The 26,750-nt window shown below is 42.2% G+C and carries 23 protein-coding genes; 13 read left to right on the top strand and 10 right to left on the bottom strand.

The features are described 5' to 3' along the window. Window positions 1-85: 85 nt before the first annotated feature. Window positions 86-1,264, top strand: a complete 1,179-nt coding sequence (locus B158_RS0108345; RefSeq protein ID WP_018624915.1) for a cation:proton antiporter — start codon at window positions 86-88, stop codon at window positions 1,262-1,264. Window positions 1,265-2,013: 749 nt separating this feature from the next. Here the strand turns inward: B158_RS0108345 and B158_RS0108340 are convergent. The 5 genes from B158_RS0108340 to B158_RS0108315 form a co-directional block, all read right to left on the bottom strand. Further along, on the bottom strand, window positions 2,014-2,913 hold the full coding sequence (locus B158_RS0108340; RefSeq protein ID WP_026309321.1) for a DMT family transporter: 900 nt from the start codon (window positions 2,911-2,913) through the stop codon (window positions 2,014-2,016). A 491-nt stretch (window positions 2,914-3,404) separates the two neighbouring features. Further along, window positions 3,405-3,998: a c-type cytochrome gene (locus tag B158_RS0108330; protein WP_018624912.1), complete on the bottom strand. Its 594-nt coding sequence runs from the start codon at window positions 3,996-3,998 to the stop codon at window positions 3,405-3,407. Between the two features lie 15 nt (window positions 3,999-4,013). Then, on the bottom strand, window positions 4,014-4,721 hold the full coding sequence (locus tag B158_RS13565; protein WP_018624911.1) for a YybH family protein: 708 nt from the start codon (window positions 4,719-4,721) through the stop codon (window positions 4,014-4,016). A 50-nt stretch (window positions 4,722-4,771) separates the two neighbouring features. Continuing rightward, window positions 4,772-5,635 (bottom strand): copper resistance protein B, encoded by an 864-nt coding sequence (locus B158_RS0108320; RefSeq protein WP_018624910.1) that lies wholly within the window; start codon window positions 5,633-5,635, stop codon window positions 4,772-4,774. Continuing rightward, window positions 5,632-7,479 carry a copper resistance system multicopper oxidase gene (locus tag B158_RS0108315; RefSeq protein WP_018624909.1) on the bottom strand — a complete coding sequence of 616 codons (1,848 nt, stop codon included), beginning with the start codon at window positions 7,477-7,479 and terminating at the stop codon, window positions 5,632-5,634. The genes B158_RS0108320 and B158_RS0108315 overlap by 4 nt, the downstream gene beginning before the upstream one ends. Before the next feature lie 196 nt (window positions 7,480-7,675). On the opposite strand from B158_RS0108315, the gene B158_RS0108310 reads away from it, so the two are divergent. The 4 genes from B158_RS0108310 to B158_RS13515 all read left to right on the top strand — a co-directional run bounded on the left by B158_RS0108310 (window position 7,676) and on the right by B158_RS13515 (window position 12,605). After that, window positions 7,676-8,365 (top strand): heavy metal response regulator transcription factor, encoded by a 690-nt coding sequence (locus tag B158_RS0108310; protein WP_018624908.1) that lies wholly within the window; start codon window positions 7,676-7,678, stop codon window positions 8,363-8,365. Continuing rightward, the gene (locus B158_RS0108305) at window positions 8,355-9,782 is read left to right on the top strand and encodes a heavy metal sensor histidine kinase (RefSeq protein ID WP_018624907.1); all 1,428 of its coding nucleotides are present in this window, start codon (window positions 8,355-8,357) and stop codon (window positions 9,780-9,782) included. The genes B158_RS0108310 and B158_RS0108305 overlap by 11 nt, the downstream gene beginning before the upstream one ends. A gap of 987 nt (window positions 9,783-10,769) precedes the next feature. Further along, window positions 10,770-11,990 (top strand): hypothetical protein, encoded by a 1,221-nt coding sequence (locus B158_RS0108300; RefSeq protein ID WP_026309320.1) that lies wholly within the window; start codon window positions 10,770-10,772, stop codon window positions 11,988-11,990. Window positions 11,991-12,002: 12 nt separating this feature from the next. Further along, complete coding sequence (locus B158_RS13515) at window positions 12,003-12,605, top strand: cytochrome c5 family protein (RefSeq protein ID WP_018624905.1); 603 nt, start codon at window positions 12,003-12,005, stop codon at window positions 12,603-12,605. Between the two features lie 291 nt (window positions 12,606-12,896). On the opposite strand, the gene B158_RS0108290 is transcribed toward B158_RS13515, so the two are convergent. From B158_RS0108290 to B158_RS0108275, 4 genes are read right to left on the bottom strand one after another with little or no spacing between them, the layout of a single operon-like run. Beyond that, the gene (locus B158_RS0108290; RefSeq protein ID WP_018624904.1) at window positions 12,897-14,333 is read right to left on the bottom strand and encodes a hypothetical protein; all 1,437 of its coding nucleotides are present in this window, start codon (window positions 14,331-14,333) and stop codon (window positions 12,897-12,899) included. A 1-nt stretch (window position 14,334) separates the two neighbouring features. Beyond that, the gene (locus B158_RS0108285) at window positions 14,335-15,297 is read right to left on the bottom strand and encodes an ATP-binding protein (RefSeq protein ID WP_018624903.1); all 963 of its coding nucleotides are present in this window, start codon (window positions 15,295-15,297) and stop codon (window positions 14,335-14,337) included. A gap of 57 nt (window positions 15,298-15,354) precedes the next feature. Continuing rightward, window positions 15,355-17,232, bottom strand: coding sequence for a helix-turn-helix domain containing protein (locus tag B158_RS0108280; protein WP_018624902.1), 1,878 nt, complete (start codon window positions 17,230-17,232; stop codon window positions 15,355-15,357). Further along, the gene (locus B158_RS0108275) at window positions 17,229-17,912 is read right to left on the bottom strand and encodes a hypothetical protein (protein WP_033414031.1); all 684 of its coding nucleotides are present in this window, start codon (window positions 17,910-17,912) and stop codon (window positions 17,229-17,231) included. Before B158_RS0108275 ends, B158_RS0108280 begins: the two co-directional genes overlap by 4 nt. Before the next feature lie 176 nt (window positions 17,913-18,088). Between B158_RS0108275 and B158_RS0108270 the strand changes: the two genes are divergently transcribed. The 3 genes from B158_RS0108270 to B158_RS0108260 all read left to right on the top strand — a co-directional run bounded on the left by B158_RS0108270 (window position 18,089) and on the right by B158_RS0108260 (window position 20,101). Further along, window positions 18,089-18,517: a hypothetical protein gene (locus tag B158_RS0108270; protein WP_018624900.1), complete on the top strand. Its 429-nt coding sequence runs from the start codon at window positions 18,089-18,091 to the stop codon at window positions 18,515-18,517. A 266-nt stretch (window positions 18,518-18,783) separates the two neighbouring features. After that, on the top strand, window positions 18,784-19,521 hold the full coding sequence (locus tag B158_RS0108265; protein WP_018624899.1) for a tyrosine-type recombinase/integrase: 738 nt from the start codon (window positions 18,784-18,786) through the stop codon (window positions 19,519-19,521). Between the two features lie 49 nt (window positions 19,522-19,570). Further along, the gene (locus B158_RS0108260; RefSeq protein ID WP_018624898.1) at window positions 19,571-20,101 is read left to right on the top strand and encodes a hypothetical protein; all 531 of its coding nucleotides are present in this window, start codon (window positions 19,571-19,573) and stop codon (window positions 20,099-20,101) included. Between the two features lie 54 nt (window positions 20,102-20,155). On the opposite strand, the gene B158_RS0108255 is transcribed toward B158_RS0108260, so the two are convergent. Then, complete coding sequence (locus tag B158_RS0108255) at window positions 20,156-21,064, bottom strand: WYL domain-containing protein (RefSeq protein WP_018624897.1); 909 nt, start codon at window positions 21,062-21,064, stop codon at window positions 20,156-20,158. 349 nt (window positions 21,065-21,413) lie between these two features. On the opposite strand from B158_RS0108255, the gene B158_RS0108250 reads away from it, so the two are divergent. From B158_RS0108250 to B158_RS0108230, 5 genes are all read left to right on the top strand, one after another. Further along, entirely contained in the window at window positions 21,414-22,583 is a 1,170-nt protein-coding gene (locus B158_RS0108250; protein WP_018624896.1) for a ComEC/Rec2 family competence protein, read from the top strand. Next, window positions 22,574-24,844 carry a Mov34/MPN/PAD-1 family protein gene (locus tag B158_RS0108245; RefSeq protein ID WP_018624895.1) on the top strand — a complete coding sequence of 757 codons (2,271 nt, stop codon included), beginning with the start codon at window positions 22,574-22,576 and terminating at the stop codon, window positions 24,842-24,844. The genes B158_RS0108250 and B158_RS0108245 overlap by 10 nt, the downstream gene beginning before the upstream one ends. An 81-nt stretch (window positions 24,845-24,925) precedes the next feature. After that, window positions 24,926-25,645, top strand: coding sequence for a hypothetical protein (locus B158_RS0108240; RefSeq protein ID WP_018624894.1), 720 nt, complete (start codon window positions 24,926-24,928; stop codon window positions 25,643-25,645). 98 nt (window positions 25,646-25,743) lie between these two features. Beyond that, window positions 25,744-26,307 carry a hypothetical protein gene (locus B158_RS0108235; protein ID WP_018624892.1) on the top strand — a complete coding sequence of 188 codons (564 nt, stop codon included), beginning with the start codon at window positions 25,744-25,746 and terminating at the stop codon, window positions 26,305-26,307. Window positions 26,308-26,327: 20 nt separating this feature from the next. Next, on the top strand, window positions 26,328-26,663 hold the full coding sequence (locus B158_RS0108230) for a hypothetical protein (protein WP_018624891.1): 336 nt from the start codon (window positions 26,328-26,330) through the stop codon (window positions 26,661-26,663). The last annotated feature ends 87 nt before the right edge of the window (window positions 26,664-26,750 follow it).

The following is a 26,750-nucleotide window of genomic DNA, read 5'->3' as shown; positions in this document are numbered from 1 at the left end:
TGGTCCGAGAACCTATTTTGTGGCCGTCATCAGTTGCCTTTTGGTGTTCTGGCAGTGATTCAATAAATCTGCAAGGAATCGAGATTTGATCTTTAACCTGACCATTTTTTTAACTACGTCACTTCTTATGGTGTCCTGCGGTAGTGTATTTGAACGTTTTAAACTGCCGCAAGCGGCTGTGGTTATTTCTGTCGGTGTTTTGCTGGGGCCATCCGCTATCGATGTCATTCAGATTGGTGAGCTTGAACATACTCTGTCTGAACTCGCGGTGATACTTATGCTGTTCTCTGCTGGTTATAACATTCAATGGTCACACTTTATCGCTGCTATCAAGCCGGGAATATGGGTGGGCTTGTCCGGAATTGTCACAAGTCTTCTGGCAGGTTTCGCCGCTGCGTATTTTTTGTCGAAAGATATTGACGAAGCTTTATATGTAGGTATCGCGCTTTCTGCTACCAGTATCGGTCTCAGTGTCGCACTGTTGAGTCATGCATCGGTACTCGAAAGCAAGGTAGGCCAAATTTTGTTGGCGGCAGCTATCGTTGATGACATTCTGGTGTTGTATTTATTGTCGGCTACCCATGCGGGTCTGGTTAGTGACGGTGGTATGGCTGTCATTCTATTCTCGCTGTTATTGAGTTTCCTCGTTTTGTCGGGGTTAAGCGCGCTGCTTTGTCTGTTGAATGCGTTGATCGCTCGTTTGACTGTAGTTCGGTTTGTCGCTTTTCGTCGGGCAACGGCTGTTGCGTTGGCACTGCTATCTTCCTGGGTGACGGCGCGGTTTGGGCTCTCTCCGGTGGTTGGGGGATTCGTTGCCGGTGCCGTTGCCTCCGGCTTCAAGGATCAGTTGGTTAGACGAAATAATAATAGTGCCAGCGACAGCGGATTTTTTTCTGGGATCAGCCGTTTTTTTTCTCCGTTGTTTTTTTTGGCGATTGGCCTGCAAATAACAGCAATCCCCCTGAAAGATGGAGGATTGATCAGTTATGCACTGTTGGTTATTGTTGCCGCAGTAATTGGAAAATTGCTTGCGCCCTGGGGGATAGCTGGCGTTATGACGATGCGCGAACGCTGGCTGCTTGGGGTTGCGTTGTTACCCCGGGCAGAGGTTGCTCTCGTTGTTGCCAGTGTAGGGCTTCAACAGGGGCATTTGTCACATCATGCCATGATCGCGTTGGTGTTGATGACACTAGTGACGGCTATTATCGCGTCCACTGTGATACCTCTACTGTCCATGCTCGTTGACTCAGAGGGTGATCGATAGTGGAAATGCAATATACCTACCTATTCTGGAGCTTGATTCTGCTAGTCATTTTGCTAGTGGTATTTGTGGTACAAACGTCACAACGAATAAAGATGCTGGCGATGAGTCTCGGTACTACCCCCGTTAGGACTGTCTGAACTGCTTTTCTATCCCGAATATTGGTTTCCTCTCACCATGTTTGATTTGGGTGCAACAAGCGGCTTCTATCTGGAAAGCATTATCTTTTCCTTCGCCGTTGGGGGCTGGTCAGCAGTCTCTACGGGATGTTTCGAACCTACAAATTCATTCCCGTTGCGGAATGTGAGAAGCACAACCGGCGTCATCGCTACCACAAACTTCTGTTGAGTTCCCCCGTATGTCTGTTTATCAGTCTGGAATGGCAGACTTTGTGGAATTCAATTTATATCGCATCGTGGAGTCTGCTGGATGGTGACCTCGCCACGGTACTGTGCCGTCCGGACCTGTTAGTCAATGTCATCAGGCGTGCCTTGAATTTAACCGGATTTTATTTTCTGTTCTTCAGCGCTATGGCGGCGTCACATCCGGAATTTGTCAGACTGTACTGGAATCATGCCAATATCAGCGGGATGCAATACCGGTGGAGGAGTTGTTGTTAGCGTTTTCCCTCGGTGGGATTCTGCTCAAAGTACTAGCATAAAAAGTGTCTATTGGGCAGTGTGACACCATTCGACTTTAAATAAATCTTTTTATGAAATTAAGATGTCCTTAAACAGCACATGCCTTATTCTTTATACATTTCTCTTGGTTGACGAGTTCACCAGCGGGATGGCAGCTATGACCAGGAAAACACCCAGCCATTGTGTTAATGAAAGTGATTCAGAAAAATAGGTATAACCTAAATACAGTCCGAATACAGGCGTTAGAAAACTGTAGACATTGAGTTTATAAAGTGGTGACTTATTCATCAGCCAAAACCACAGAATAACTGGCAGGGCAGTGCCGGGCAACGCCAGTGTCAGTAAGATCCACACATAATCCCAGCTCCAGGTCAGAGGCTGCGGGGTGGTGTTAAAAAGAGCCAGTAGTGACAGGGGGATAGCCCCCAGTAAGAGCTGGAACCCCATGGCATATAGCACATCGATATGATTAGCAGACTTCTTCAGCAAGATATTGCTGATTGCTAAACCTGCAGCGGCAATAACAACATAGGCCATACCGCTCAATGACTGAACATCTGTGGCGAAAAGACTTTCTGCACTGATGACCACAATTCCTGAAAAACCGAGTAGAGTACCCAGCAGTGCCCGCTTCCCTAAGCGTTCGTTCAGAATATACCAGCCCAGAAGGCCGGCAATCAGTGGTTGTGTGTTGGCGAGCACGGTTGCCAGTCCCGGCGTGATTAGGCTGCCCGCATAAAACATCCCCCAGAATCCGATACTAGTTGCGGTAATTCCAATAGTTAGAAGATAAGCGTAGGTGTCCAATGTTTTAGGTACGGGCCGTTTCAGAAGAATGGCAATAAAAATCAACAGGCTACCTGCAATCACTGCTCTGAGGAAAGCCGTTAGCATAATCGGGGCATAGGGTAGGCTGAGGGAAATTAGTGGATAACAAATTGCCCAAAGCAGCATGGTTTGTATGGAACCAAGTATCACGAATGTTTTTGAATGGTTTGCTTTTATCCGCATTTTCACAATTTTTTTGTACCAAAGTCGGTATTTTAATTTGTTCTCTTACAAGTCATCGATCAGTAATGTATTGGCTTGCTTAAGCATCGTTTTTAAGCTGGACAATCGATTCGTCAATGCTGCCCATGTAATCATATTTATACTTGCTCATTTTATCCTTGAGGTGCGGGTAGTCACTGCCCATTAAGTTCTTCATGGTAAGCAATTTTTTTGCATCGTTTCGATTTGTTCCTGAAGGTTTTGAGGGCTTTCTTCGGCGTTGTTGGTTGTTTGGAACTGGGTTTGTCTTTCTGTCACGAGTCGGTCATATTTCTTAATGTCCTTTATTGGGTCATGGGCAGAATGGGCGAATACTATTCAAGAAAACAGTAGCGAGCTGATGAAAGCAAACGTGCCAAGGTATGGAGATTGAGACATTTTTATGATCCTATTAAAAACTAGCAGTAGCTGTTGGTTTAGTGGTTAATAAAAGTGCGTTTTTAAAACGCTATCTAGTGGTCATGCATTTCAGTCGCGTCGCCCCGGGCCGTCAATATCTGATATTCTTCCTCAGATAAAGAAGGTAACTGCTGCAAAAAAGCGACCATATTCCAGATGCGTTCGTCACTGTGAGTCGGGCCCCAAGCAGGCATCCCCGAACCTTTGATGCCATGCTTTATTATCCAAAATTGGCGTTGAATTGCTTCTTCTGTCATATTCTCCGATACGTATGCTTTGTTGAGTTTCTGCTGTTCAAAAATATCTGTAATTTCTGTTAGATCAGGAGGAGAGGGGTAAAGACCGATTGTTAAGTCACTTTCTTTTTTGCCTGGTTTTAGATGGCAACCTGCACACATATCATTATAATCTGCACCACCTGTCAACAAACGGCTAGGATTATTTATATTATCTGGAATATTAATATCACTGGCGGCTCGAGCAATGGAACGCTCACGTGCAGTTTCTAGCAGCCAGTACGTTGCTTTGGTATGCGGTACGTCCGCCCCAACTGGATATAAACCGGAATAAACAAATAGGCCAAAAGCTAGCAGGCCAACTACAGCCGCAATCAGAAGGCTCTTGAAGAAAAGCAAAAGTGGTGGCATGGGCGATTCCTCTGTTTAACGGGACCAATGGATATGTTTAATTTTCCAATCACTGCCTTGTTTTTCTAAAACCATGGTTTCCATTCCTTCATTATTTTTATCTTTACCATCATATTTACCTATTATACGACTACGAGAAATTGAAATAGCTGCATTTCCTATTACTTGCACTTGATGTTCCAAGAGCTCGATGTTCATTTTCTTTAAAAACTTAATGTCCGATAGCATGTGATGTTTTGCATATTCATCAGCACTACGTTCTACGCGCCCAGCTTCAAAAATAGTAACTTGATCTGTGAGTAAGCTGCGAGCTAATCGGCCATCTCCGTTGCGAATAGCATCGTGGAATTCCTTTACCACCTTTGCGGGTTCTGTTTTGAGACCAGACATTAGGGCATGTACGGTCTTTGATTCTTTGCTTTCCATAGTCATGTGCTGGTCGTCTGCATCCGTACTATGTTGTTGTTTTTTTTCATCATCAGTACCATGACTTTTTCCCTTGTGGCTTCCATCATTTTGATGCACCTCATTCATACACTGTTTCATCATGGCTTGCATGACAGGACCTTTGACATCCATCTTGCTATGATCCATATTTTTCATCGCAGTACAGTCGGGTTTTTTAGCCTCTCTCATATATTCTTTTGGATCGTGAGCTTGGGCTGAAAAGACAATATTCAAAGATATAAGTAGCACAGCAAGTGATAAGTTTATAATTTTCATAGTCGTTTCCTCTTAAAAAAATATTTATGTATGTCACTAAGTGACAATGATTAAAACCAAAATCTAAATCCAGCGACAATTTGTGTTTCCGTCCGTTCCTTGCCTGCTGCAAGCCAATAGTCCGCCGTATCGCCAAAGGCCCTTGTCCATTCCATACCAATGTAAGGGGCGAACTGACGATTGAACTCATAACGTAGACGAAGGCCCAATGATAAATCTGACAGGCCTGAGCCAAGGCTATTTTCCGGATCGTCTTTCCCGTAAAGATTCAACTCAGCACGGGGTTGTAGAATCAATCTTTGGGTCAGTAGTAACTCGTATTCGGCTTCGGCAGCAAGCGCAGTCCGTCCGTTGTCACCGACATAAGCGGTGACATCTAACTCAAACCAGTAAGGTGCTAGTCCCTGCACGCCTAATGCAAGCCACTGACGATCTTTACCTTCGTAATATTGATCAATCCGAACACCGAGTTGGGTATCAAAATAAGCGTTCAGCGCATGGCCCCAGAGTAGATCGGTAGAGCTTTCCTCTTGTCTACCTTCAGCTATATCGCCTTCGGTCTTGATGACTAACCTATCGTAAGTTGTGCCGTACCAAGCTTGAAAATCATAAACAGTTGCTTCACTGTCATTCTGGTATTCCAAGCGGTCGACAAGCACCGCCCAAAAAGTATATTCATCTGCTAGTATTAGTTGCCGCGGTCCGGGCTGTGAGTAGGGGCCTTCGGTGAGGGTGTAGCCGTCAGAGTATGCATGAGGATCTCTTGCGTCAGCTGGCGCGCTACCGCCTTGTGCTTGCATTTGGCCCATGCCGTCTGCCTGTGCCAATGCATAGTTAAACTGCATGGTAATTGATGACAGTAGCACTGTCTTAAGCGAGAGTATCATTAACTTTTTAATTGCTTTGAGCCTCATGACACCACCACTTCTCGGAACATCCCTGCATCCATATGGAATAGTAGGTGGCAATGCCAGGCCCAACGACCTAAGTCATGTGGTGTAGTCAGGTAACTAATACGTTGAGCTGGTTGCACTGGAATAGTATGTCGACGTACTCGAAGCTCTCCTTGGTCAGTTTCAATTTCACTCCACATGCCGTGCAGATGCATTGGGTGAGTCATCATCGTATCGTTTTGCAATATGATTCTGACTCGTTCGTTATGTCGCAGGGATACGGGAGTGCTTTTGCCAAACTCTAAACCGTCGAATGACCAGCTGTATCGTTCCATATTTCCTGTGAGGTGGAGCTCTAACTCTTTTAAAGGTGGACGAAGGTCATCCATCACGCCATCAATGGATTTTAAATCCGCCAGAGTGAGCACACGGTGTCCTTGCGGGCGTAAGCCCCTCTGACTTAAATTACGCAGGCCTATGCCAGGATCATCCAGTCTGGTGCTCGGCATATCGACACGCATGTCTACAGAAGGCCCATATTCGCTACTTGCGTGGCGCACATTGGGTGAGGGTTTGGAAAGCGGATTCTGTGCAGCGTGTTTTTTACCCTGCATTTTATGGTTACTGTGCTGACTATTAGTCATTCCGCTATGCATTCCGGGATGTTTCATACTTTCCGTCGCGCTTTTATCCATCCCTTTGTGGTTCATTCCTTCATGATTCATTCTGCCCATCATATCGGCCATGGTTAGCCACTCGACGGGATCAAGTTTTGGTGTAGGTGCAGACAAGCCTTGGCGGGTCGCCAGTGTGCCCCTAGCATAGCCACTGCGATCCATACTTTGTGCAAAGATGGTATAAGCGTCATCCTGTGGTTGCACTAACACATCGTAAGTTTCACCAGGACCGAAGCGGAACTCATCAACTGTTACAGGCTCCACATCCTGACCATCGGCCTGTATAACTGTCAATTTCAAGCCTGGAATACGAACGTCATAGAAGCTATTGCTGGCGGCATTGATAAAGCGAAGTCGTATGCGCTCTCCTTTACGGAATAAGCCAGTCCAATTGCCGGCTGGGTTTGTTCCATTCATCAAATATGTCATTGTAGCTGCTGAAAGATCTGCAAGATCTGTGGGGTTCATACGCATACTGTTCCACATTTGACGTTTTTCCAATGCACCCTGCATTCCCATTTTGGATACATCACGTGCAAAATCAAAAAATGTAGGCTGGCTAAAGTTGTAGATATCACTTTGCACCTTTAGCTTGCTAAATACATGCATCGGGTCTTCGTCTGTCCAATCCGAAAGCTGGACCACATGATCCTGATCAGCGCTGTGTCTTTCTCCCAATCTGGGTTCGATAATAAGGGCACCGTACATTCCAGTCATTTCTTGGAAACCTGAATGGCTGTGATACCAATAAGTGCCGCTTTGACGCAGCTTGAATCGGTAAATGAAGGTTTCCCCTGGTGCAATGCCTTTGAAACTAATACCTGGTACACCGTCCATCTGAAATGGTAGTAATATACCGTGCCAATGGATTGATGTGGGCACGGGCAGACGATTGGTTACGCTAATAGTTACTTCATCACCTTCACGAAGCCGTAATGTTGGTGCTGGTATTGAGCCATTAATGGTTGTCGCTATTCGTGTAACACCCGTAAAATTTACGGGTGTTTGGTCTACTACAAGGTCGATGTGTTTACCAGAAAGCACAGGTGATGAATCTAGACCTTTGATGGTTGAAGTCCCAGCCTGTAGCCAAGGGGGGATGGCGGCTATTACACCTCCAAAAGCCAAGCCTTGGACAAATTGGCGGCGGCTTACATTTGGCAGTGATAAATCGGTACTTCTTTTCATCGAACTGTATATCCTGTTTGAATTGGTTAAACTTTGATCTAGCTCAAAAGCTATTTCAAAAAAGATTAATCTATATGTTCTGTCAGTAGCATGACTTCAAGATGACAATATTGTAATCTTTGAGTCATCTTTGTGAGTAATAAGTCGATATATACTAATGAAAATGTTTTTTATATGTTGACTGGAGAATGCAACGATGCGGCTTTTATTGGTAGAAGATGAAGTCAAGACTGGCGATTATTTAAAGCAGGGACTGACAGAGGCTGGCTTTATGGTCACGTTGACTAGAAATGGTTTGGATGGACATCACCTTGCGATTACCGAAACTTTTGATCTAATGGTGCTAGATGTCATGCTGCCAGATGTGGATGGCTGGCGAATCGTTCAATCAATTCGTGAAGCCGGATGTCAAACACCAGTTCTCTTTCTTACCGCCCGAGACAGTGTTGATGACCGGGTCAAAGGTCTTGAGTTGGGAGCCGATGATTACATGGTTAAACCTTTTGCATTTGCCGAGCTCTTAGCCCGTGTTCGAACTTTATTGCGTCGTAGTACTACCCAACTTATGACTGACCAAATTCGTATTGCAGACCTTATTCTTGATTTACCACGTCATAGAGCGATGCGTGCAGGTCGTAAAATCAACCTTAGTCACAAAGAGTTTTGTCTACTTGAGCTATTAGTTCGCCGTCAGGGCGAGGTTTTACCCCGTACGCTAATCGCTTCACAAGTTTGGGATATGAACTTTGACTCAGACACCAATGTAATCGATGTGGCTATCCGTCGTCTTCGAGCAAAAATTGATGATGATTTTGAGACCAAATTAATTCACACAGTTAGAGGAATGGGGTACAAGCTGGACCTTGATGACGAGTATGAAGAATAGCTTCGTGAAACGCCAAATATCGCTTACAACAAGGGTTATGACCTTTGTGGCTCTATCCATTGGCGTTAGTCTTTTGGGCATAGGTTACTTGGTAAACAATGCGGTCAAACATCATTTCGCTGAACAAGATGCCGAAGAGCTAAGGGTTATGACAAATGCTGTGGATCGTACGTTGCGCCAAGCGGATGATATAACTCTAGACATCGAGGAAACGTTATCGAAGGCGGTCTCAGGTCATCACGGTGTCTATTTTCAAGTATGGAACGATGATAAACAACTGCTCTATGGACCATCAACAAACGATTATGAAAGTCCTCTTTATACGTACAATCCCGTGTCCCGCATTAAAGCCGGGAATCTTTATCAGTGGCAAGCAGAAGGGAAAACCTACCGCGGAGTAATTACTCAAACGCAGATTGGCTCTTTCAAATACACGATAGTTACAGCAATAGACATGGACGCACATATACAGTTTCTCAAGAGTTTTCATCGCAGCTTATGGCTGATAATGATTCTGGCAGGAACGGTCACATTGTTGGCAGCTTGGTTTGGTGTGCATCAGGGACATGCGCCTCTTAGAGGGTTGAGTGCAACTATGCGTGAGATACAAGCTGACCGCTTACATGTAAGGCTTAAGCCCGACGATGTACCTAGAGAGTTGCTTGGGCTAGTCACATCTTTCAACGACATGATTGGTCGCTTAGAGGAGAGCTTTGAAAGATTATCTCATTTCTCAGCAGATATCGCCCACGAATTACGTACCCCTCTGACCAATATTATCACCCAGACCCAGGTCATCCTGGGCAAGTCCAGAAGTATGGTTGAATATCGTGAGTTGCACTATTCGAACTTAGAAGAACTGTATCGCCTATCTAAAATGGTTAACGATACCCTTTGGCTTGCTAAAAGTGAACACGGGCTGCTTAAACCAGTGAGAGAGCCATTAGACATAAACCAGGAAGTATGTGACTTATTTGATTTTTTTGAGGCACTAGCAGAAGAGAAACAAATCCAATTAAAACTTGATGGTCAGATGCCCTTGTTAAAGGTTGATCGGGTTATGTTTCAACGCGCGCTGTCGAATCTATTATCCAACGCGCTGCGTCATTCTCCAGTAGGTGCACGTGTAATCGTATATCTCAGCATTTCGAACAAGGGAGAGCCCACAATCAGCGTGAGGAATTCAGGACCCGGGATCCCCGATGAGCACAAGCTTAGAATATTCGACAGATTCTACAGAGTAGATCCCTCACGTCAGCGTCAGAGCGAAGGGGCTGGATTAGGTTTAGCGATTGTTAAGTCAATAGTTGAAGCACACGGAGGTAGGATAGATGTGGTATCTTCAAACGGTGAAACAGCTTTTACAATCAAGTTTCCACTAACCGCAGTTACCAGAGGTGACGACTTAAACATTTAGCAAAGGTTAGTCTTTTAAGAAACTAACCCGGCTCTTCAACAAAACAAAGTGCTAATAGAAACTAGTTGTACATTAGACAATGATAGAGGCTACTCAATTTAAACAAGAAATATTTGTTTTAACGAAATGTTAATACGAAAGCGTCGTTCATATTATAGCCTTTATAGGCGATGCATTAATTCTTAGTTTGTCATAAAGCAACTTCTACACAATAAAGCAAATACTCTTACATTCGTATTGATTAGATCTCCTTCAGTTGATTGATGAACCCTTTGAGGCCAAGAGCTTAGTGGTAGTTTTGGTGGCCCTATAACTAAGGGTGCAACACTCATAAGTGGACTATGCTGTTAGCTCGGAAATTCATCTTCTAGCGATAACAAAACTACACCGATTTCATGACATCAACGAAGCAGGGGAGTATGAGGTGAATTTTAGGTTATTCACTATCATAACTGACCACGGGATGTGTACCTATGGTTATGATGAGCAGAGTCGCATAGGCTCTACGTAATTGGGGATCGCAACCATTCCCAATTTTCTAAGAATTATATTGGACATTTAAGATGCCTGCTTTAAATCAATCTAAATGATGAAAAGTCGTTATTTAAACACTAAGTAAATTATTGTAGGTATTACTCGTTTTAGAAGTACTTAAGAGAGCAGTTTAGGGGCTATCTTTTCCTTAAAGGTTTACCGGACACGAATCTGAAGTAAGAAAAAAGAGTTTAATCAGTTTTGGCAAATGAATTGATCTAAATCAGTCTAAATGCATGAATATTACAAGCCTGCAATCTTGGTGTAATCCTTGCGTCATCTTAACCTCATTATAATAAACTTAAAGAGACAGTTCGGTCTGAGCGCAGATAAGAACACAAATAATTCTGCCAATTGTTAAAGACTGCAGAAGTGATCCGAATCACTATTGTGGATATTGATAATCAACCAAGGGGAAAACCCATGAAGAAAGCAAAACTAAAAGTGCATCTTATGGCACTAACGGCTGTAATACTGCCAGTTGCTGCTTATGCTGACAAAGAAGACGACAATCTCAAGGAGCAGGTCGACGCACTTCAAAAGCAAGTTGAACGATTGGAAAACGTGGCGGCCACAAGGAACACAGATTCGTCTTTTCACATGGCAGGTTATGGAGCGGTCGAGTACGCGGACTCGGATTCAGAAGTCGGTGCTTTTAATAAAGTTATGGTAGCGCCTATCATACATTACACTTACAAGGACTGGTTGATGTTCGAGACAGAATTCGAGATGTCAAACACCTCAGATGGTGGAACTGAGTTGGCATTGGAATATGCTTCTGTTGACCTGTTTCTGAACGACTCCGTTGCGCTTGTGGCAGGTAAATTTTTAAGCCCAATAGGACAATTTCGCCAAAATTTGCACCCTAGCTGGATCAATAAGGCAATATCGGCTCCTGCCGGTTTTGGGCATGGTGGAGCCGCTCCACTAAGTGAGACTGGTCTGCAATTACGTGGCGGTTTTCCTATAGGTGAAATGCGTACCAACTATGCTTTCTATATTGGCAATGGACCCACTCTCGCCGCAGGAGTAGAGCCGCATGAGGGAGATTACGAACTCGCTATAGAGGAAGTAGAAACCGAAGGCCGTACCGATGACCCTGATGGGAAGAAATCATTCGGAGGCCGGCTTGGTTTCTTGCCATTTTCCGGTCTGGAAATTGGGATTTCTGCTGCTAAAGGTAAAGCTACTGTCACGGATGCTTTTGCGGGTGGACATGACGGGCCCGAGCTTGATATAGAATCCTCGGGTGAGTTTGATTATGACGCTATAGGGGCTGATTTTCGCTACGGTTGGAAGAATCTAGAGTTACGAGGTGAATACATCAAAACCGAGATTGGAAAGGGTAGTGCTGGTGTTACATTCCACAGCGATGATCTGCCTGAGGATTATTTAGGCCCTTCAGAGTTTGACGATGTTGAAACTGGTCAATGGAAGGCTTGGTATCTTCAAGCAGCCTACAAAATTCCATCGACAAGTTTTGAAGTCGTTATTCGGACCAGTGAATTGCAGACACCTCATTTTGGAGAAAATTACTCTCAACAGACAGTGGGATTAAATTACCTGTTTGCACCCCATGTTATCGCCAAGTTCAATTATGAAATGAAAGACTATGACTCATTAATCGCAGGCGAGCAGGACACTGTGAAATTACAATTGGCTTACGGTTTTTAGGAGAGAAGTGAAATGAATATTAGTAAAAGTATGAAATGTAATCTTTTTGCTGCCAGTATTGCGGCTTTGTTCCTGGCTGTATGCATCATTACGCCGGTGCATGCTAAAGCAAATAGCGATGCAGTAAAAGGGGCTCAAAAATGGGCAGATAATTGTGCTCGTTGCCATAATATGCGTGATCCGAAGGAGTTGTCTGATGAATATTGGGAAACCACTGTCAATCACATGCGTATTCGAGCCGGTTTAACTGGGCAGGACGCACGAGATATTCTTGCTTTCCTGCAAGCATCTAACACGCCATCCGAAAAGGAAATAGAAAAGTCCGTATCAATAAATCAGTTTAAATCAAAACTATCTGGTGGAGATGTTTACACAAGTTCTTGTGTTGCATGCCATGGTAGTGACGGTAAGGGTGCTCTGCCTGGTACACCGGATTTCACCAACGCCAAGGGCCCATTGAGCAAAAATGATGAAGAACTGTTAAGTAACATTATCAATGGATTTCAAAGTCCTGGTTCGCCGATGGCAATGCCACCTCGTGGCGGCAACGCCAGTTTGACTGACGCCGACCTCAAAGCCGTTATTAACTATATTCGAACCACCTTCGGTAAATAGTGTTCTAAATATATATCTAAAAGTGCCCGTGTCAGCCGGGCACTTTGCTCATTGTATCTTTTCCGTGCTTTATTCTATTATGTGCAGATACCTTTTGCTTTTCCATACAATTTGGTGAATTATTTGCTAGTGGTATGCTCAAATTAGTCGACTGAAATAGATTTCTCGAAATTTCAGAATCTCTTTCACAATAACGAAGACGTAAGGCACTTTCTTGCTCACAGTCCAATCGAAAAGTTATCAATTTTAATCTTCACTAAGCTTAAAGCTACGGGTTTCTCAAGATAACACTTAACAAAAAAAATCTTTTAAAATCTTGAGTTCTTCCTCAAATCCTTTGCGCATAATTTTTTTGTCTTTCTTAAATCGACAATTAACTTTTAGCATTTCAAAATGGTCTTCACATGACACTTTGCGCTTCCATTTTGGAAGAGATAACTTACTACAGAGCTGTTTTGGATATATTAGTGCAACAGTTTTATTTTTGGCATCTAGTATAAACTCAAGAGGAAAGGATGGCTTGTACATAGAATTACGGATGCACTCATCAATCTCATAGATAAAAATCAAATCTTGTTTTTTGCTATAGTACAGATCGAATGCCGACAAGAACATACAGTGAATTTTAATGTAAGCATATATAAGGCTAACATATGTTAATTCTTCAATTAACTTAGCATTTTTATCAGTTGCTTTTATGTGGGTCGCGATTGCAAATGGGTTCTTAAATTTTTGTTCAGAAAACACATAAGCGGCAATGCTGTGAATAATAACGCTCTTGTCAATTTGTTTTATGCTTGATTCTATTAAATGCATCCAACAAGAATAAGCCATGCAATAGGGGCAACAAAACCTCACTTTTGCGTGCGTTATAAATGGCAGTAGTGTAAGTGATGAGTCAAGAGATTCGAGTGATTGTGTGATTACTTTGTTGGCTCTAATTGTAGCTTTTATTAGTGCATATTTGAGTTTCGGTTTTTTTCTTAAGTCATCGTACGCTGTAGATTCGGATAGTATTACATTATTATCATGCTTGAACGACTGTTGATGCAATGCGAAGGTTCTTAATGCTACTGTCGATATTGATTTGCTGGAAGTTAGACGTTCCTTGACCAGATATGAAGGGAATAGCTTGCTCTGTGTGATGTCTATAAAGTGAGATAATTCACTATCCAGCTCATCCGAATACACTAATCGCTTTTGATTTTTTTCTTTCAACTGCTCTATAAGCTCATATAATGGCACCAGTGTTTCGTTTAAGGCATTTTTAGCGATTTTTCTAGCTTTCAAATAATCATAGTATCGCTCATCAATTTGACACCCTTTGCAATTATTGTTTTTACTGAGAGACTCTAGCCAGCTATTTCTACATGATAGACAGTATTTTGTTAGTTGCTTATTATGAATTGGACAACGATTCATCCATGGATAACTGTAGAAATGGCTATAGAAGCCAATTTTGGCACAATCAGGGCAACTTTTAGGTTTCAGTTGGGTAGGGAAGTGCCTATATTCTTCGGGTCTTAGTACCCCTTTGCTTTTTGAATTGCTGTAACGGTGTAAATACTTAGCGATTACTTTAACTTGTCCCTTGTGATGATATAACTGCTCGTCGTCGGTGAGCACATTCAGTTGACGGCGGCTGTATAAGGGGTTGCAATTTATCAGATGATATCGTAATGATAAATCTGATTCAAAAGGGCAAATAAAATCAAAACCAAAATTCATGTCAAAGTCCCTCCAGATTTACTTCTTCAACTACCAGTCCACTTTGATGGATACAGTGCTCAATTAATTCATCACTGATATCATCAATGCCTATTTGTGGTATATACTGACTGATGAGTAGGTTAACAAAGCAGAAAAAACTTTCTGTAGACCAATACTTCAGCTTATAAGGAGTCTTAAACTTTTCAAAAAATACTTGCCATATCAATGTTGAATAGTCTTCTAGCCGAAGTGACTCATAATCTTTATTTTGTTCCGATAAAAAGTATTGTGCGTAACTAATATTTGATGATGGGGGATATGTCAGAAAATCATACTGACGCAAGATATGTCTGACTGAATCATGGCTGGTAATAGGTTTATAAAAAAAGACTCTCTTAAAAAATCGTTCGTAGATATGCATATCTTCCCGTTGCTGTAATAATCGATACGTGTCTTTGAAATTATCAAGGTTGGCCACAAAAAAAACATGACAACTAATACCAAAAGAATCTTTTAATCGATCAAATATTTCAGCGTAAATGGCAAACTGATTGATGGAAAGTCGTTGTGCTTCATCAACCATCAAAACTATCCGTGTACTTTTCGCTTCGTAACATCTATCGAGCAAATAGGTAATATAATGACGGGAAATATCGTCACTCGTTGCACTACGTTTTAACGGGAAGTCATAATTATAGGCTAGCTGACGCCAAGCACCTCTATTGGTTTTACGATCCCTGGAAGGGATGTATATAATCTCGGAGGGTATACTTTTACCTTCATTATCTTTGAGGTAGGGCGTTATCTTTTTTGTTCCTGTTGATTTTCCACTTCGACAGTAGCCGGCTATGAGTGCTCCCGGCAAGCTTAAACCGATGATGCTAGAGCAAAATTGCAGTAATGCCTCGATTTCTAACGTGTGGATCTGCAATAACTCAGGATGTTTCAACGGATGCTCGGTTATGGATGCGTCGTTAGTCATAGGTTCTCCTTCTAAAGTACTCCAGCCATTACTCAATGCCTACTCATGTGATGTATATCAGGAGATTTTCACCTGCTCCCAGGGTAGTCTTATTTGGGTGCTTAGATGGTTTGCTGACTGCTGATATGAATTAGAACTCATACTCACCTCACTTGGCTCATCCTTGTTTACCATGCCCAACTCTAACTCTCTGTTTTGCGTATTTTCGTAGCCAAGTCTTACCATCTCCAGCTGGATGCTAGGTTTATGAATGTTTTTTTGTAAAACAGTAAAGTACTTAGTAAAAGGATCGCCTGATGCGGTCACCAAATTCTTGGTCTTTTTTATGATCCGATTACGTGTAATGATACCGTGCGCATAGCGTCTCCACATTCGTGGAACGATCAGCTCTGCTATAAAGTCACCGCTTGGCAAGTAAGCTTTGATCTTTCGGATATCCTCGGGATCAAACTCAATCGAAACATCAGTGGTCGAATGAACGGGTTGAGACCAGTCCATCACTGTGTACCTTACGCCATAGAAGTTAACCCAAGGATGCTGCTTTTTAGTTGTGCTGAAGTGAAGCTTTCGTAGTTTCGGATCTTTTATCAGTGGGCTATGCGGTGCTTGCGGTGGTCTCATGCAATAGTAGTGCTGGATGAGTTCTTTCAGCTTTTCAACGGGGGAGACTCCCCCTAGTCTTGCCTGTGGCGTTAGATTGTAATTCGCAATCTGAATGCTCAGCATTTCCTGTAACGTAATAACATTGAGCGTGGGAGGTTTTTTCTTAAGCCTTTTACTTTCTTTTATGGGATCATGAGAATTAGAACCCGTTGTTGAACGAGATCTGTGACTTACCGCGTTGATCATGTTGAAGAGTCGCTCGATTTGGTCTCTGACATTAGGAGTTGCTGGATGACCATAATGTAAGCATGCCTGTTGATCATGGGCATATTGGATGCAATTGTTTCCGAAATGCGACATGTCATTATCAAGACTGATCTGGCCTATCTGAACTCTGGGCAGCCATGTTTTTAATTCGTAGAGGTTGGGGCCTTGGGGGTAAGAAAGGTATGGCGTTTGGAGAACCAGTTGCGGTTTGGGATAATGAATTTGCTTTAATACATTAATGATATCCCATTGGCTGCAGCGACGGTTAATGCTCACATGAAATCCTAGTATACAGCCAGTTGAACAGTCCGTGGCCATGACAAGCCAGAACCGTTTTATTCTAACCAGCACTCGATTGCCAAAAATTTCGAACTCTATTGATGTCTCACAATCGAGATACTGCTCGTCTATTTGGATTTTCTCGAAAGCCATGTCCGAACGCTGACTGATACTGTCGCGCCAGTGACTACTTTTTGGGGATCTCAGTTCGGATTGGTAATCATGAAAATAGCGTCGAACACTCTGGTACGCTAGTGATTTGGTGGTATAGGGATAATGATCTTTGGGAACCCCCATTTGTTTTAATAACGATAAAAAGAAATCATGTAGGATTTTAGGGTTCAGGTTCTCACTGGTAGCGGCTCCTCGGTAGCTGGCTTTAATTTTAGCCTGCATTTCAACGTTGATCTCAGGGTACTCTTTTAACAGGGCTTTAAAGGCGTAGACCGTACCGCGCCTATTAGCCAGTGTAGGCGTTGGTGACTGGCGTGTTTTTTCCTGTTGGATAAGATTAGGGATCAACCCTTTATACAATGCTGGGTATTCACTATCTCGGGTTCCCAGGGCTCGATTGAGCAGGTAATAGACCATACTTGGTGAAACATTATGATTCTTGGCCGTTATTCTTACGCTCATCCCTTGCTGATAGCTTTTAATAATTTCCACATTTCTGAGGAACTTAGCACGGTTCTGAGACGACATATTCGCTGTATCGACGTGCATTGGCCAATTGTTAAGATCATTTAACTCGGGGTAATTAATCAAAGTGGAGCGAAAACCATTCATAAGGTTATTACCGTATCAAAGTCCAAGGGAGCCCGATCCAGAGTCAGGCTGATGAGTCCGGCATAGGCTAATCGAAAGACAGCGATTTCCATGGTATAGGTTCGTTGGCGATCTCCACTATCGATCAAATCACCTAATTCCATCCCCTCATCTGAGCTAGCCAGCATCGATATGATCTCATCTTGAAGTTGGCTGGTTCTGATTCGGTTTTGTTGAGCCGCGACCAGTACACGAACGATTTTCAGCCAGTTCAAGGCTTTTTGCTCCTGCGCCAATACAGACTCATTGGTGATCACTTCAAATCGTATGTGGTATTTCTGCAAGAACGGCACCAAATATTGCTCGTAGTGAAACGGGAGTTTCGACTCAGGTTTTAGCTCCATGACTATCTTTTGATTGCCTCGAACGACAAAGATATCGGGGACGTACCGTTTACCATTAATGTTAAACTGATACGGTTGTGGGACGTAGCTTTGCACGGCAGGATCTGCCTCAAGTAGACCGGCATGCAGATATTCTGCTAAGGAGTGAAACGGAGAGGGAAGAGGGTGCTTGAGCATGATCTGCTCATAGTAGTTGGTTTGGCGTCGAAAACGTAAAGGTGTATGATGACAAGTGGGATAAGTCAGAAAGTCTACCGACTTGTCTGTGGTGATCTTTAGGAGCTTATTCATTGTCATGTAAATGGCCTTGAACAACTGCAGGAACTCTGCCCATCCGTCTGAAGCTGCAACCATTAGTTGGTTGTAACAGACCTCATCCTTCAAGTGAAATCAAAACCGGTATCGTGATCTGACTGAATTGTATGTTCAGCATACGGTTTTGTTTGTTGGACGAACAAAAAGTTTGGGGTAGCATGAGTAAAGCCAAAATGTTGCTGTTTAAGCGCAGCCAAGTGTGTAAGCTACTGGATATCAGGGTGGGGCAATTTGAATATTGGTTCCCGCTGTTTACGCCGAGCGACTTTGATCGCCGGGCACTGACCGTGCAACAGACCTTTGCCTTTTCGGTGGTTGTGCACCTGCTCAATGTGGTCAAAGTCAATCCTGCTAACTTGCCCGCACAAGCGGTGCGTGATTCGCTGGTACGGATGGTCGAATTATCTCCGTCCGCTGGCTGCTACAATTTTATGTGGGCCCTGAAATACGATAGTAAGACCGTGCATATTTTTCCAGCCGACGATCCATCGATTCATCACAGTGTCCAAACCAGTAGCGTTACTCTCTTAGTGAACCTGGATCCCTTATGGCAACGCTTTCGCGAGCACTTCAGTCCGATCTATTAATTGTTCAGCCCCTGTTTACTTCCGTTACCATGTTCTTCAATCCGTCTTGACCATTGGCGCCGCAAACTTTACCAATGACATTCATCGTGCTGATTCTGCTTAGAAGCTATCCAAAAGTGACTTTTGTAAATACTACTACTTATGCACCATTTAATACTATTTTGGAACATGTAGGTTTTAATCTATTATTTTAGGGTTTTTGTTGTTTTATTTGAGCATTTAAGTAGTATAAATATATCTAAAATGTTCCATTTATAAGGGGGCAAATGGTGCAAAATGTCCAAAATCGTGATGCTTTTTTATTAGCAGAACACGCCTCAAACGAGCTGTTTCAACCCCGAGCCAACCGATCGGTGGACTTCCCGATCCAGTCAGTTCACATTAACTGGGATCGGTTGATGGCCAAACGAGGGCAGGTGCTGCTGTCCTCAGAAGCGATGCCCGCCTATCTGCTGAAGCCGGAAATCTTGCGGTTACTGGATATGGAATCGGATCCAACTTATCGCCTGATCCTGGATCTGATGTGGTCGACCGGCGCCCGTATCTCGGAGATCCTGGCACTGACCCCTGAGCGCTTTGCCTTTGATCGCTATGATCACATGGTGATCCTCGATACCTTAAAGAAGCAGGGTAGGCCCAAGCGTAAGGCGCTGCAGCGTTCGCCCAAGCGATTCGTTCCCATTTGTGAGCCGGATCTGATCAACCGGATCTCCACCTATCTGTATATGAACAAGTTCAAAAAGGGTGAGCGGATTTTTACTATGACCCGTCAATCGGTGAATCGTCATATCAAAGCCGCGGTGGCTAAAGCGGGTGGGGCACCGTTTCCGATCAGCTGTCATACTTTTAGACACAGCTTTGCGATTCATTTAGTATTGCATGGACGACCCTTGAAGGTGATCAGCCAGATGTTAGGGCACAGCTCCGTGAAAAGCACCGAGATCTACACCAACGTGCTGACGGTTGATGGCAGTCATTTTATGGAAGGGGTGGCATTTCATTAACCGCGAGTTTCAACGAGTATTGTGAGGCTGCTGTGATAAAGGGAAAGTTATGACTAAGGACTTTGTTATGCAAGCCTGTCTTGCACTGCTCGTTGGAGCCGGCGTGTTCTATATCGCAGCGCCTCACAGCTGGGGTATCGGTATTTTCATATCAGAACCAATCTATGCTGGAATATCTCTTGTTATTAGCCAGGCTATTCTGATCCCCGCAGCGTTATTCTTATTTAAAAAAAAGCAAAAGTATTTTTTTACAATGTTCTTCTTCAGCTCTATAGGTATCGTATTGGTGGTATTTCTTTATCCCTCAAGCTCAAGATTCACATTACCGTCATATTCAATACAAGAAGATATAATGGGCTCTTTGCATGAAACAGACATACCATCAGCTTTAAAGGTAAGCTTTGACTATAGGACTAAACGACCATTTGATCTATTCGTAGAACACGAATGGACTGTCAGTGTTTCAAGCAAAAACCCACTGAAGCGCAGAACCTTTGCCTATATTGAGCGTTTTGGCCAGGGGAAACTGATCATTCCCGATGAAATAGACTGGTCAAAAGTTACGAGAAAGCTTGAATAGCTCTAGAGGCCTAGAGCATTCAATGGGCAAGTTTTATCACTATTAGGAGCAACGTCAAGCTTTCTTAAAACCCGGAGCGAGGGTTAAGGTAGATATATCCAGCTCACTAAGTTTTTTTAGTGCTTCTATATTTTGACAATACAAATGATATTCTTCGCCTTCTAACTCATGATTTGGGGAGCAATCTACATTCCAACGTCGTAGCACATAACCAGCTAATGCAGCTCGGACTCGCTTTTTTAATACCCCTTGTTTCATGCAATAATCTTTTTCAATTGTCTCTTTATGGCTTACTCTAGGATGCGGTACGAGCTCCAAAGTGACTTCAGTATTCCATTGCTTATCAAATTTTTGTGTTTCATGCTCTTCAATATCTGTTACTTGGCAAAAACTTGGCTCTGAAATTCTATTAATAACAAAATCCGTAAAGCGCTTCCTTCTTCGATCATACGCTCTAACGTGCCATCTAAGAGCGTTATCTACTAAAGCATGAGGGATAATCTCACGTCGCGTTTCTCCACTTGATAGTGAACGGTAAGTAATTTCTAATGGTTTTTGTAAATTTAAACTTCTGGTAACAAATGACAATACCCTCTGATCGGGTTGACTAAGCCTCGGAGCTTCACATGTGATGGGGGAGCTATTATCATTTTTAACACCATCACCATAGCCTTCAGTCATAGTTGAAAGTAATCGATCGGTCGAAAACTTAAAAACGCATTTAAAACTGGGGCTTGGTTCATAAAAACGTAATCTAGGATTGTATGTAATGTTACCTGGAGCGATATCATTATAAAGTGTTAGATCCCTTGATGCTGCGGCTTCCTTTATACCAAACCTGTCCTGAAGGGCTTTCCTACCAACTTCACCAAGAAAATATGCCGAATACTCAATAAAAGCTAGTCTCTCTAGTTGATTAACCGTGTATTCTTTTAAATCAATATTGGATGCGGGTAAAAACACATGTACTCCTACTTTTCAAATGAATACCGCTGCATGTAGCTACTAAATATACACTAGATATAAAATATTGACATAATCATTTTGATTAGGTATATTGAAGATTAATGATAACCAGTAATCACTAATAGTATTTAGTTGTTACGGGGAAGTCATAAGAAGCGGTTAGTTCTACAGAATCTGAAGCTTTGTATGAAGTAAGCTCGAGATAACGTATCTCACATCTCCAGTTATATTTATTCTTTCAGTAAGTTAGTTAGTTCCCGCACACCATTTTATGCTGTCTATTAAGGTTCAATCACAACCTTATTGCATAAGATACTTATTTTTTAGAGCTGGAGGTTATTAGACTATGACAGCAAAAATCACATTTTTCCCTGTAGACAATGGGGATATGACATTAATTAAGCTTGCCGACAAAAAAGGAACAAGCCTCTTAATTGACTGCAAAATCAGAACAGCCGCCGATGATTCGAAGGATAACACGCCTGATGTTGGTAAGCATCTTAGAGATAGAATTAATATCGATGAAATGAATAGACCCTACGTAGACGCAATGCTATTGACGCATCCGGATGAAGATCATTGTTTAGGCTTGCGCACCCATTTCTGGTTAGGGTCAATTGATGATTATCCTGATGATTTTAAACCACAGAATGAAAAGCGTATTATCATTCATGAGTTGTGGTCATCTCCGATGGTGTTTAGACGTGCTTCAAAAAAACATGTTCTATGCGATGATGCCAAAGCTTTTAACTCAGAAGTAAAACGCAGAGTTAAAGTAAACAAGGAATCTGGTTTTAACGTTGCAGATGGTGATAGAGTTTTGATTCTGGGTGAAGACGAAAATGGCAAAACGGATAAGCTACAACCAATTTTAATACGAAATGGAACTGAGTTTAAAGGAATTAATAAAACCGCCATAGAATACCTTTCCTCGACTTTAATTGCCCCTATTAGCAAGCAAGACGATGAATCCGAAGCTATACTATCTAAAAACAACTCAAGCGTCATAATCAGCTTTAAGATTAAGAGCAATATTCATAGTCAGGGAATCAGTACATTCCTTTGCGGTGGAGATGCTGATGTAACAATTTGGGAAAGGGTGGCTGATGAGTATGCCCCTTCTGATTTGGCTTACGACCTGCTATTAGCTCCACACCATTGCTCATGGCGAAGTCTTTCACATGAGAGTTGGTCTGATAAAGGTGAGGATGCAACAGTTTCTCCAAAAGCAAAAAAAGCGCTTGAAAATGCTAACTACGGTGCATTTATTGTTTCAAGCAGTAAACCAATTCTTGATGATAAGAATGATCCTCCCTGTATCCGTGCAAAGCGTGAATATCGTGAAATACTAGGAACATCCGGAATCTTTAAGTGCACAGGGGAAGAACCGAACAAATTAAAACCTAAACCACTAGACATTGAGACAACTACCAGTGGCTTTAAAATAGCTGTTGTAACCTCCTCAGCAGCATCAGTTTTATCTTGTTCACCTCCAAGAGCTGGCACATGGAAGTAGTTTACTTTGATTGGGGCGGTCAGCTCGTAGCTGCTGAGATATTAGCTCCTAATCTGCAGAGTGTCTATCAGGCTTGTTTGGACAATTCATCAGTTGAAGTAATCGAATTAAGAGCTAACTCAGATAACAATACTCAGTCAATTGTTGCAGATTTTGCTGACGGTACTTTTGATGCAGGCAATCCAACTGGTATACACCGCAAAGAGCGATTGTCTATAACATATAGTCTAGATAAAGAGTTTGTATGGGAAGTTAGGGCGCTCAGAAAAGATTTTCCAGTAACAGTTCATCAAAATCATGTATTGGCAAATGAGCCCCGTTCTTTATGTTTATATGTGGAACCTTGGTCTTCTGTTGAAAGAGCTTGGACACCTGAGTTATTTGTAAAACGTATTTTCTGGTGGTTGAGGGAAACGGCAAACGGAACAATTCATGATAACGAGCAACCTATAGAGCAACTTTTTTTTACTAGCCGTTACCAACTAGTGCTGCCCAGTAATTACTTGAAGGAACAAGGATCCGAAGTAAATGAGCTTACGATTGATATAGTTCAAAACAATCGCAATGTAACTACTTTGATCGGTAGTTATAAGAGCAGTCGTTCAGATTCCTCTGGACCATCATTCATTACAGTGCCTGTAGTTTTGGATCCCATCGAAAATGTTCCCGTTGAAGAATACCCTCATACTTTAGGTCAACTACAAATACAACTCGAACAAAAAAAATCTGGGATAGTAGAACTCTTAAAGGCAGCCGTGTCTTCTCAAGTAACAGAGAAAGGGATTGGCATAGAAGAGAACAAGCCCGTTATATTGTTGGTTGCTACACCAAGAATTCGTAACGGTAATGTAGAACGGGTTGATTACCATGGTTTTTTGATTGAGCTACAACTCGCAAAGCTTGGAGAGCAGCTCGGTGTATTATGCCAAGCTCCAGGTCAAAAAACTTGGTATAAAGAAGTTAAGCTTATAGAGAGCAATCAGCATGTTTTAGAGAGTGAACAATGGAAAAGTATTTCTATTTGTCCAGTAAGTGTGAGTTCTTATCCATCCCGAAAGGAAATTAGACAATATTCAGGGATTTCTAGAGAAGATGAAGGGCCTAATGGTATAATAGCAGGAGTTGGGGCTTTAGGTGGGATGCTCGCAAAAATCTGGGGGCGTGAATGCTGGGGCGAGTGGGCTTACATAGACGACGACATCCTTAAGCCACATAATATCACCCGACATATTGCATCACATAGCTACGTTGGTCTTCCTAAATCGACCACTGTTGGTACTATGGTCGCTAATATTCATGATTTCGATAATGATAATCTAATACAGCATGTTGAGGGTAGCGTAATTTCAGATGCCCCTGATGTTGTAAACCTTATAAGACGATCTGAACTCCTCGTTGACGCAACGACAACTTTGAATGTTCCAAGAGAAATCTCTAAAAAAAATAATTATCCTAGAACAGCAAATGTTTTTATTACCCCTTCCGGAATGTCCGCTGTACTTTTATTGGAAGATAACGAAAGGACTATTCGATGTAATAGCCTCGAAGCTCAGTACTATAGAGCAATTTTAAGTAACGAATGGGGTGAGAGCCACTTATCAGGTCATTTAGGCAAACTTTGGCTTGGCGCTGGATGTCGTGAGGCGACTGTGACAATATCAGATGAGTTAATTCACCTTCACGCAGCAATTTTATCTAGACAAATAAGGAAAAACTTCTCCAAAGGCACGGCCAAAATATGTGTTTGGGATTATCAAGAAGATAGCGGCGGAATTACACCTCATGACATAGTTGTTTTTCCAGCAAAATCTAAAGTTATTTCTGGATGGAAGGTTTGTTGGGATGATGGATTTATAATGGAAGCAAATAGATTTCGAGACGAATCACTTCCAAATGAGACCGGTGGAGTTTTATTAGGTATAGTGGACCAAAAGGACAAAACTATTACATTAGTAAAAGCGTGTAATGCTCCTGAAGAAAGTATATCAACACCTACCAGTTTTGAAAGGGGTGAATATAAGTCAAAGCAATTATTGACTAATTGCCTTGAACGCACAGGAGGCATCGTTACCTATGTTGGCGAATGGCATTCTCACCCCAAAGGTTGCTTGCCTCAACAAAGTCAAGCCGACATTCATCAACTTGATTTCGTGACAACAGCTTTAAAAGAAGATGGATTGCCAGCATTAATGCTTATTATTTCTGATACATCTTTTGCTTATTATATTGATGGGGACGGGGCTGAAATAGACTTCAATTAAATTAACTTGCATTGATTTACATATGAAAAACTGGTTTCAATATGCAATCATATAGTTTTAATAAATATGGAAGAAACTCGAATGTTGTCTAATCTTTTCGATGAATATAGCTTGGGGGCACGAGTTAAGCCATCCCTTCTTGTATTACTGCCCATTGTTGTAACTTCATACATAGTAATTCCTCCTCTCTATGACCTTGTGGCTACGTTGCTGAGTACAATAGTAGCATGTGGCTTTATAACTGTGTTGGCACATTATTCAAGGCATAAAGGCAGAGAAATTGAAAAAATGCTTTACCAAAAGTGGGGAGGTAAGCCAACGACTATCATTTTGCGACATAGTGATAGCACTTTGGACCGACACACAAAAGATAGATATCACAAGTATTTATCTGAAAATATCATCGATTGGCAATCACCTACAAAGGCTGGTGAAATAGAAAACCCAGTGAAGGCAAATGAAAATTATGATTCGGCTATAAAGTGGTTGCTCGAAAAAACTAGAGACTCAGAAACTTACCGGTTATTATTTAAAGAAAACATATCATACGGATTTAGAAGAAACTGTTTTGGTATGAAATGGGCTGGAGTTTTGTTTTCATTGCTCTCAATTTTACTTTTATTCTTCAATCTTTATTCGAGTAATGAATATATTGATATAGAAAGACATACTTTAGAGTATGCTGCAAGTGTATTTTCAATGCTCATGTTGTTTTGGTGGTTATTCATTGTCAATGAATCTTGGGTTCGTGATGCTGCAAATAGTTATGCATTGAGACTTTTAGCAGCATGTGAATTATGATCAGCCAGCTGTCAGGTCGTTGTTCAGCGAATAGCAATCGATGGTGTTACTTTATGCAAGTAAGAGGTGGTTATCATTAATGACCAGTTCCAGTACTTATGGTGACACAAGAACAATTAGGGCTTATCTTGATTAAGGACTTCGTCATTCAGGCATGCCTTGCACTACTCGTTGGAGCCGGTGTGTTTTATATAGCAGCGCCTCACAGCTGGGGATTAGGAGCTTTTTATCAAGAGCTGACGTATGCAGGAATCGCCATTTGTATCAGTTTGATGATTTTGGTCCCTGTTTTACTTTTACTTTTCAGGAAGAAAAGAAAGTATTTTTTCTCAATGCCCGTCTTTTGCTTTATCGGGATAGCCTTAACCATTTATTTATATCCAGCACCCAATCGATATTTGAATCCATCAGATTCACTAAAAAATGATATTGAACAATCATTGCATGAAGCTGGAATGCCACTCAGCTTGAGATACACTGTGCCTTCAAGAAGAAAGGTCGCTTTTGATATATTTGTCGAGCATAAGTGGGAAGTTACTGTTTGGGGTAGACAATCAGGGAAATATCAAATATTCACCTACGTCGAGCACTTCGGTGAGGGCTATTTAAAGGCTAATGGTGAAGCAGACTGGTTAGAACTTACGAGAAAGCCAAAGTCCTAAAGAATTTAAAGGAAAGTTTAATGGGTAAGCTTCATCACTATCAATGCAATGACTGTGAGCATGAATTTCAGTTTACCGAAGGGCCTGTCATGAGGGGACATATAGCCCATTGTCTAGACTGTGGGAAAGAAAAGTTAATCCGTCCTGATGAGTTACCATTGGAATTATGGGGCTACCATAGTTTCGATTTTGAGTGGGGATCTGACCTGAGTGAAAAGGAGCCTAGTCTTATAACAGCGGTTACTGGGTTATGTTCTTGTGGTGGCAACTATTCACTTAAAGCACGTCCTCGCTGCCCAAAATGTCGATCAGACAGTATTTCGGAAGATAAACTAATGACAATTCAAGTCGATTGATTTCGATTTTTTTCTGTTAAGTATAATCAATAGAAAATATACAAAAATCGTTCCCTGGCTATTACAAGATCGTCGACCTTGTTATAT

The organism is Kangiella aquimarina DSM 16071, from assembly GCF_000374105.1.
Classification (GTDB): domain Bacteria; phylum Pseudomonadota; class Gammaproteobacteria; order Enterobacterales; family Kangiellaceae; genus Kangiella; species Kangiella aquimarina.
This window is presented reverse-complemented; position numbering and strand designations above follow the sequence as displayed.